The following is a 1,535-nucleotide window of genomic DNA, read 5'->3' as shown; positions in this document are numbered from 1 at the left end:
TCTTCGGCCGGTCTCGCTCGGGCCGTCGAATCCGGTGAAAAGGGGTGCCCGCCGGGGGCTGTCGGGGAGTCGGAGCCCTTCCCCGCCGGCCCCCGGCTCGGTTCTGCACGGATGCCGCCGACGGCCCGGTCCCGTCCGTCCTCCCCGACGACCCGGATCCCCCAGCTCGGCTTCGGCGTCTTCCAGGTCCCTGACGACGAGACCGCCACAGCGGTCTCCCATGCCCTGGGGCCGGCTACCGCGGCATCGACACCGCCGTGATCTACGGCAATGAGACCGGCGTGGGCCGGGCCCTGGCCTCCGGCGGTGTGCCGCGCGAGGAACTGTTCGTCATCACCAAGCGGTGGAACGCCGACCAGGGCCAGGACGCCACGCTGCGCGCCTTCGACGCCAGCCTCGCCAAGCTGGGCCTGTGGGCCGTGTTCGGCGGGGGACGGGCGATCACCTTCTTAGGGATCATGGGTCACCGCGCGTTCGCCTGGGTGTGGTTCGGGGTCTGGACCCTCTGGCCGGTGACCGGGCTGCTGACGGGCCGTGGTGCGTCCTGGCTCGCGTTACTGCTCTCGGCGGTGTTCTGGCTGTTCGGTGCGGTGATCGCCGTGGTCTTCTTCCGGAACGACGGCTTCCGGCTCCGCGCCCGCCGGCTCCGCGCCCGCCGGCTCCGCGCCCACCGCCTCCGTTGACCGGCCGTCCCTCCCGGTCGAACCGCTGCGCCACCGCCCGCCGTCGCGGCGGCGAGGACGACGGCTCAGACGACGAGGGCGGGCCGGATCGGGCGACGGGCGAAGCGTGGGGTCACCTGGAGACCACAGGAGTGCGGCCGTCGGTCCGCGCCCAGGGTTACGGTTCGTCCCTGCGGGTCAGGGCCAGGATGCTGCCCGTGAGCCCGATGACGAGGAGGGCGACGGCGATGCTGATGCCGCCGGTGCGCTGCCAGTAGACGTCGCTGAGGTCGATGAGGTTGGCGGTCTCGTCGATGACGAGGGCTGCGCCGATGCCGTAGGCCAGGCCCATCCAGGTGCGCCAGCGCGGTGAGCGCTCCACCAGGCCCAGCGCTCCGACGATCATGAGGATCAGGATGCCCCACACGTAGTGGTGGATGTGGACACCTCCCGCCGAGACGTTGCCCACGCCGGCGGCGTCGATGTGGATCAGCCAGGTCAGCAGTCGCAGGAAGGCGAACGTGAGGGTGAATCCCCACCACGCCAGGACCAGCCCGCGGCGGGTCGGTGAGACCTCGCGCCAGCGCCGGGGGCGGCGACGGTCCGGCTTGGGCGGGGAGTCCTGGTCCTGCTCCGTGGGTGCGTCCATTCGCAGACCCTAGCCCCCGTCCCCGGAGACGGGCCCTACGGCGAGCCGGGAGTCGTGGTGGAACCCGGTCGTGGGCTCCGCACCCGGCGGCCGGCGGGGCCCGCCGGGTGGAACGGATCGACGCCGCGGCTAGTACTGCAACGGTGCTTAGCGTGACGGTTGTTGGGTTCGCTCGTTGGGCTGTTCATGGGTGGGGACATATCCGAGGTCGATGCTCGTCGCTG

Annotated in this window: 1 protein-coding gene and 1 pseudogene; one reads left to right on the top strand and one right to left on the bottom strand. The window is 71.9% G+C overall.

Annotation, left to right across the window (positions count from 1 at the left end; all coding sequences use genetic code 11):
- Positions 1-111 precede the first annotated feature (111 nt).
- A pseudogene (locus tag ABZ497_RS36785) lies at positions 112-413 on the top strand (aldo/keto reductase); the annotation flags it as partial.
- A gap of 427 nt (positions 414-840) precedes the next feature.
- Here ABZ497_RS36785 and ABZ497_RS36780 read toward each other — a convergent pair.
- Positions 841-1,311 (bottom strand): hypothetical protein, encoded by a 471-nt coding sequence (locus ABZ497_RS36780; protein ID WP_329485155.1) that lies wholly within the window; start codon positions 1,309-1,311, stop codon positions 841-843.
- Between the last annotated feature and the right edge of the window lie 224 nt (positions 1,312-1,535).

Origin of the sequence: Kitasatospora sp. NPDC005751, from assembly GCF_040630835.1 — a bacterium.
In the GTDB taxonomy this organism is placed as follows: domain Bacteria; phylum Actinomycetota; class Actinomycetes; order Streptomycetales; family Streptomycetaceae; genus Kitasatospora.
Note: the sequence above shows the minus strand (reverse complement) of the source record. Positions and strands in the feature narration are given on the sequence as shown.

What these genes read in the sequence shown, in the direction of transcription:
- ABZ497_RS36780 (WP_329485155.1), bottom strand. Translation starts at nt 1,311, where the DNA reads ATGGACGCACCCACGGAGCAGGACCAGGACTCCCCGCCCAAGCCGGAC.